This is a genomic window from Flavobacterium zhoui (assembly GCF_042787235.1).
In the GTDB taxonomy this organism is placed as follows: domain Bacteria; phylum Bacteroidota; class Bacteroidia; order Flavobacteriales; family Flavobacteriaceae; genus Flavobacterium; species Flavobacterium zhoui.
In genome coordinates this window covers 157,038-163,508 of the sequence record NZ_JBHZPY010000008.1, presented here as the reverse complement: position 1 = coordinate 163,508, position 6,471 = coordinate 157,038, and the positions used below count along the sequence as shown (strand labels likewise).

The following is a 6,471-nucleotide window of genomic DNA, read 5'->3' as shown; positions in this document are numbered from 1 at the left end:
AATAAAAATATATAAAGCGAGTTTGGTGAATGATAAATGGTCTAACGTAACTGAATTGCCTTTTGACAGTAATAATTACAGTACAGCCCACCCCGCTTTAAGTCCCGATGGAAAAACGTTATATTTTGCTTCCGATATGCCCGGAACATTAGGTCAGTCTGATTTATTTAAGGTGACAATTAATGAAGATGGCAGTTTTGGAACTCCTCTGAATCTAGGAAATAAAATCAATACCGAAGGAAGAGAAACCTTTCCGTTTGTAAATTATGAAAATGAGATTTACTTTGCCTCAGACGGGCATCCGGGCCTCGGAGGATTAGATATTTTTATGTCTAAAATAAATGAAGATGGAACATTCAGTCCCATCCAAAATGTAGGTGCCGACGTAAATTCTCCTAAAGACGATTTTGCCTATTTGATTGATACAAAATCAAGAAGAGGTTTTTTTAGTTCCAATAGAGATGGTGGACAGGGTTATGACGATATTTATAAATTTCTGGAAACTAAAAGACTGATTTGTGAACAACTGTTGTATGGGGAAATAACTGATCTTGTTACAAAAGAACTTCTACCTGACGCAAAAATCAGTCTGTATGATAGTCAATTTAATCTTCTTAACACGACTATTTCAGATGAGAAAGGGAATTATACTTTTAAAGTGGAATGTAGGAAAACATATAATATAAGAGCTGAAAAACCAGAATACACCACAAAGGAAGAGAAAATTACTATTGCTGAAACAAATGGAAAAACATATTTCCCAATAACATTGGAAAAAGCAAAATGTAAAGTAACTATAGGTGATGATTTAGGTAAGTGCTTTGGAATAAAAATGATTTACTTTGATTTTGATAAATCTAACATTAGACAAGAGGCAGCTTTAGATTTAGAGAAAATATTAGATGTTTTAAATCAAAATCCAACTATGAAATTAGATATACGTTCACATACAGATAGTCGTGGAACATTCAAATACAATGAGGCTTTATCGCAAAGAAGGGTCACATCTACTATAGGATGGTTGATTAAAAATGGGGTCGATTTGAATAGATTAACCGGAAGAGGATATGGAGAAAATCAACTAGTTAACAATTGTTCTGATGGGGTCAAATGTACTGAAGAAGAACATCAGTTGAACAGACGAAGCGAGTTTATAATTACTGCTTTGTAAAAATTAAAAAGAGGCTGCGACTTGGGGAAGACAGCCTCTAATTCCAAAATAAAAAACTCAACTTATATTCTTGCGAAAATGTTAGTGTAATATTTTCTACCATTCGTTGGATTCTCTCTAATTGATATTCCAAAATGAGTAAAATTACCTTCGATATTCTCTTTATGTCCTGGACTTGCTAACCATGCATTTACCGCAGCTTGAGGGGTACTATAGTTATATGCTATATTCTCACTAACAGTTTTTGCACCTAAAACTTTCATTATATTTTCAGAGCGAGCAACAAAATCATTATGGTTCACTACGTTATTAGCAATCATGTAATTGTCATGCTCTTCTGACTTGTACGACATGTGATTGATCTTTTCTAACGGATTTAAACCAACACTAACTCTGTAAGTATTTATCAATTCCATTGTTTGTAATTCTGTTGCATTGTATGTGTATTCTGCTACTTTTAATGATGAAACATCTGTCGCCGATGAAGCATTATCTGAAGAACAGGAATTCAAAGTGCATACCATTGAAACAATCAATAATGTACGAAGTAGATTTCTTTTCATAAAAATAGTAGTTTAAGTTTAAAGAAGATTGTGGGGCAAACTTCTTTAATGTATTAACAAACATTTTGCTCTAATAATATTTAAAACTACATTTTTTATCGTTAAAACACCAAATAAAATCGATGAACTACATCATAAAAAAAAATAATCATATATATTTCTTACATTAACAAAATATTAACCAGTTTATTAATGGTAATCTTCTTAGGTCAAAAGTGAAAATTAAATGGAAATTTACATACAATATTTCTTATCAAATAACTAGACCATAAGGTGTTAAACGTAATTCATATACACTCCAATATTAAATTTCGATAAAGCTTTAGCTAGATACATAATTACAGAATTGTAATTATAAAAAAAGACCGCCTTTTTGGGAAAAGACGTCCTCTAATTTTTTTTAAAAAAATTAACTTATATTTTCACAAAAATATTGGTATAATATTTTGCCCCGTTTGCAGGATTTATTCTAATTGCAATACCAAAGTGATTAAAATCCCCTTCAATATTTGCTTTATGACCTGGACTAGCCAACCACGCATCAAAAGCGGCCTGTGCTGTATTATAATTATAAGCAACATTCTCACCAACAGTTTTCGCACCTACTACATTCATTATGTCCTGAGAACGAGCAACAAAATCATCATGATTAACAACATTGTTTGTAATCATGTAATTATCATGCTGTTCTGACTTTAAAGAAATGTAATTAATTTTTTGCAGAGTATTTAAACCAATACTAACTCTGTAGTTGTTTATTAAATCCATTGTTTGAATCTCTGAACTATTATAAGAATAATTAGTTGCTGTTGGAGAAGAAGTGCTTGATGCTGGATTTGCAGAAGAATCTGAAGAACAGGAATACATGGTATTCACCGCTAAAAAAAGTAATAATGTACGAAGCAAATTTAATTTCATAAAACCTAGTAGTTTAATTTTAAAGTAGATTTTGGCGTCAAAATTCTTTAAAAATTTAAAATATTATTCTTTAATAATACTCAAAACTACTTATTTTACCGGATAAGAGCCAAATAAAATCGACAAACTACACAAATCAAATAATTTACTCTATGTTTTTCTTACACTAAGGAGATAAACGTTCAATTTTCCAGTCAAAATTTTCTTGACTTGTATATCGAATCCTGTCATGCAATCTATTAGGTCGTCCCTGCCAAAATTCAACTTCTATAGGAGTAACCAAAAATCCTCCCCAATGTTCTGGTCTTGGAATTACAATACCTTCATAATCATTCTCTAACTGTTTTAAATTTTCTTCCAAAAAAGCACGCGAGGGAATAACTTCGCTTTGATTTGAAACTATAGCCCCTAATTTACTTCCGTCGGGTCTGGATTCGAAATAATTGTTTGAAGTAATTTCTGAAGTTTTATTTGCGATTCCTTTTATAATAACTTGACGTTCCATAGAATGCCAAAAAAAGGAAAGACATATCTTTGGATTTTGAGCAATTGCCTTCCCCTTTTCTGAATTATAATTAGTGTAGAATATAAATCCTTCTTCTGTGAATTTTTTTAATAGTACAACTCTTGATCGTGGAAATCCATCTAAACCAATTGTAGCAACAGTCATAGCATTGACTTCTTCATTTCCTCCAAAATCTTCTACCTCATGAAACCATCTATTAAAAAGATTAATGGGATCTTTAGGAATATTAGATTCTAATAACTCGCTCTTTTCATACGATTTTCGGTAATGACTTAAATCTTCCATATATTATATTTTTTGGTATTCTAGACTATTCAATTTTTATAAATTTAGGTTTTAAATTTAAAACTCAAAACTTTTTCCATCATCGGCTAACAGCACTTCGGGAAAAATAGTTTCGGCCTCTTCTTTAAAAAAAGTTATATTTTCATATCGTGTAGAATAATGTCCTAGAATTAATTGTTTTGCATTAGATTTAAAGGCAATCATTGCCGCTTCTTTTGCCGTAGAATGAAGTGTTTTTTTAGCTAAATTCTCTTCCGATTGTAAAAACGTAGATTCATGATATAAAACATCTATATTTTCAATAATAGGAATTATAGATTCATCATAAGCCGTATCAGAACAAAAAGCATAATTCTTTGCCGGAACTGGATCAAAAGTTAATTTTTCGTTTTCAATTACTCTTCCGTCCAGAAGGGTAATATCTTTTCCGCTTTTTATTTTTTGATAATAACAAGTATCAATTTCATAATTTTGAACGGCATCTAAATTAATTTTCCTCGCCCCTATTTTTTCTTGGAACAAAAAACCATTGGTGTAAATACGATGTTTTAATGGTATAGTTTTCACCAAAACCTTTTCATCTTCAAAGATCACTTCACCTTCTGCAGATTCTAATTCATGAAAAAACAAGCCGTAATTAGTCCAGGAATTGGATAATCGCAATTGTAACTTGATGATTTCTTTAATTCCTTTTGGACCATAAATATGCAAATCGGTTGTTCTATTCAATAATGTGAAAGTAGACACTAATCCTACAAGTCCAAAAAAATGATCTCCATGCAAATGCGAAATAAAAATATGATTAATCTTCGAAAACCGAATTTTGTTTTTGCGCAATTGCACTTGAGTACCTTCTCCACAATCAATTAAAAACAGTCTGTTTTTAATTTCTAAAATCTGAGATGTAGGATTCGTAAAAGTTCTGGGTGTAGCTGCATAGCAACCAAGTATTGTTAGTTTCAATTTCTTGTTTATTCGGTTATTGCGTATTGGGGTAAATCAATTGAACGGTTAAATAAATAATGGAATCCATTAATTTAAAAACCTAAATCTCTTTCTATTTCTTCCATTTCAATAATATCATGTGCTTCTAATAAAGAAGGTACAACGGTCAATTTGCTTGGAACTGCATTATAGTCAAAATCTGAGGCAACTATAACAAATGATTTTTTAGCTTTTTTATGCTGTTTGGATAATGGCATAAATGATTTGATATTATCAGTAGAAAAGCCTTTATAAAGCAAAAGATCAATAATCAGATTATGCTTTTCAAATGTTTTATATTGATGTGTAACTTTCATCAAAAAAGAGGTAAAATCACCTTGTGTGTCTCTAATGGTTATCGTGTGGGCTTTTTGATCTACTTTCATTTTTTTATTAATTTCAGAGAATGCAAAATCGCAAATTTTATGAATAGCTAAGTTACTAAGTTTTCAATTGAAATTACTGAATTTTTGAAGCTAAAAGATAAATAACTGCCATCCTTATTGCTACACCATTTTCTACCTGGTTTAATATCACAGATTGATGAGAATCAGCCACTTCACTTGTAATTTCGACTCCACGATTAATGGGCCCTGGATGCATGATTACGATTTCTTTATTGAGCGAATCCAATAAGGTTTTATCAACACCATACTGTTGCGCATATTCTCTTGTTGAGGGAAAATAATTCACATCCATTCGTTCATTTTGAACACGTAACATATTAGCAACGTCACACCATTCAAGCGCTTTTCTTAAGTTAGGCTCAACAGTTACACCGAGAGACTCAATATGTCGTGGTATAAGCGTTTTAGGTCCGCAAACTTTCACTTCTGCACCCTGCATTTGCAAAGCATATATATTTGATAATGCTACTCTTGAATGCAAAACATCACCCACAATAACTACTTTTTTGCCAGCAACTTCGCCTAGTTTTTCTCTAATTGAATAACTATCCAATAAAGCTTGTGTTGGGTGTTCATGTGCTCCGTCACCTGCGTTTACGATACTTGCTTTTACGTTTTTGGATAAGAAATAAGCTGCTCCAGGATTGGCATGTCGCATCACCACCATATCCACTTTCATAGAAAGTATATTATTTACTGTATCGATGAGTGTTTCTCCTTTTTTTACTGAAGATTGTGCTGCTGAAAAGCTAATAACATCGGCTGATAATCGTTTTTGTGCTAATTCAAAAGAAAGTTTTGTTCGTGTACTGTTTTCGAAGAAAATGTTAGCAATTGTAATATCTCGTAAGGAAGGCACTTTCTTTATTGGTCTGTTTATGACTTCTTTAAAATGATCGGCTGTTTCAAATATTAAGTCAATATCATTCTTGTTAATGTATTTTATACCTAATAAATGATTTACGCTTAATTCTTTCATTTTTTTTACGATTATTAATTTTTTTAATAGTTAGATTTTAAATATAATGTTGTCTAACTTGTAATTAAATACACGCCATCTTCACCATCATTTTCTTTCCAACTCACTTTCACTTTTTCGTTATTTATGGCATCTACCTGTCTTCCTCTATAATCCGGTTGTATGGGTAAATTTCTACTGAAACGTCTATCAATTAGAACCAATAATTCTATTTCAGAAGGTCTTCCAAAAGACTGAATAGCAGTCAAGGCTGATCTAATGCTTCGTCCCGTAAATAAAACATCATCTATAAAAATGACTTTTTTATTTTCGACAATAAAATTAATCTTGGTTTTATTTGCTTCCAATGGTTTATCGGTTCTGCGAAAATCATCTCTAAAAAAGGTAATATCCAAGTAACCCAATTGAATTTCAGGAGTTTGGTATTCTTTTTCTAATATTTCTTTTATACGTTCTGCTAAAAAAACGCCTCTTGGTTGAATCCCCACCAAAATGGTATCTGAAAAATCTAAGTGCTTTTCAATTAACTGACAGGCCAAACGATGTAATATGATAGTAACTTCTTTTGCAGTAAGTAATACTTTTTGACTCATGTTAAAGTGTGTTGTTTGGTTGCGCAAATATACGAATTCCCTTTT

8 protein-coding genes are annotated in these 6,471 nt (G+C 31.4%); 1 reads left to right on the top strand and 7 read right to left on the bottom strand.

The annotated features are described in order from the left end of the window. Positions 1 to 1,171: OmpA family protein (locus ACFX5F_RS10775; protein ID WP_379852045.1), on the top strand; the 1,171-nt coding region annotated here is incomplete at its 5' end. 62 nt (positions 1,172 to 1,233) lie between these two features. Here ACFX5F_RS10775 and ACFX5F_RS10770 read toward each other — a convergent pair. The 7 genes from ACFX5F_RS10770 to pyrR form a co-directional block, all read right to left on the bottom strand. Then, on the bottom strand, positions 1,234 to 1,734 hold the full coding sequence (locus ACFX5F_RS10770) for a CAP domain-containing protein (RefSeq protein ID WP_379852044.1): 501 nt from the start codon (positions 1,732 to 1,734) through the stop codon (positions 1,234 to 1,236). Positions 1,735 to 2,148: 414 nt separating this feature from the next. Further along, on the bottom strand, positions 2,149 to 2,652 hold the full coding sequence (locus ACFX5F_RS10765; RefSeq protein ID WP_379852043.1) for a CAP domain-containing protein: 504 nt from the start codon (positions 2,650 to 2,652) through the stop codon (positions 2,149 to 2,151). A gap of 166 nt (positions 2,653 to 2,818) precedes the next feature. After that, positions 2,819 to 3,463, bottom strand: a complete 645-nt coding sequence (pdxH, locus tag ACFX5F_RS10760) for a pyridoxamine 5'-phosphate oxidase (RefSeq protein WP_379852042.1) — start codon at positions 3,461 to 3,463, stop codon at positions 2,819 to 2,821. Positions 3,464 to 3,520: 57 nt separating this feature from the next. After that, on the bottom strand, positions 3,521 to 4,426 hold the full coding sequence (locus ACFX5F_RS10755; protein WP_379852041.1) for a ribonuclease Z: 906 nt from the start codon (positions 4,424 to 4,426) through the stop codon (positions 3,521 to 3,523). A gap of 74 nt (positions 4,427 to 4,500) precedes the next feature. Beyond that, positions 4,501 to 4,833 carry a ribonuclease Z gene (locus ACFX5F_RS10750; protein WP_379852040.1) on the bottom strand — a complete coding sequence of 111 codons (333 nt, stop codon included), beginning with the start codon at positions 4,831 to 4,833 and terminating at the stop codon, positions 4,501 to 4,503. A 73-nt stretch (positions 4,834 to 4,906) separates the two neighbouring features. After that, on the bottom strand, positions 4,907 to 5,833 hold the full coding sequence (locus tag ACFX5F_RS10745; RefSeq protein WP_073205870.1) for an aspartate carbamoyltransferase catalytic subunit: 927 nt from the start codon (positions 5,831 to 5,833) through the stop codon (positions 4,907 to 4,909). 53 nt (positions 5,834 to 5,886) lie between these two features. Further along, the gene (pyrR, locus tag ACFX5F_RS10740) at positions 5,887 to 6,426 is read right to left on the bottom strand and encodes a bifunctional pyr operon transcriptional regulator/uracil phosphoribosyltransferase PyrR (protein WP_379852039.1); all 540 of its coding nucleotides are present in this window, start codon (positions 6,424 to 6,426) and stop codon (positions 5,887 to 5,889) included. Between the last annotated feature and the right edge of the window lie 45 nt (positions 6,427 to 6,471).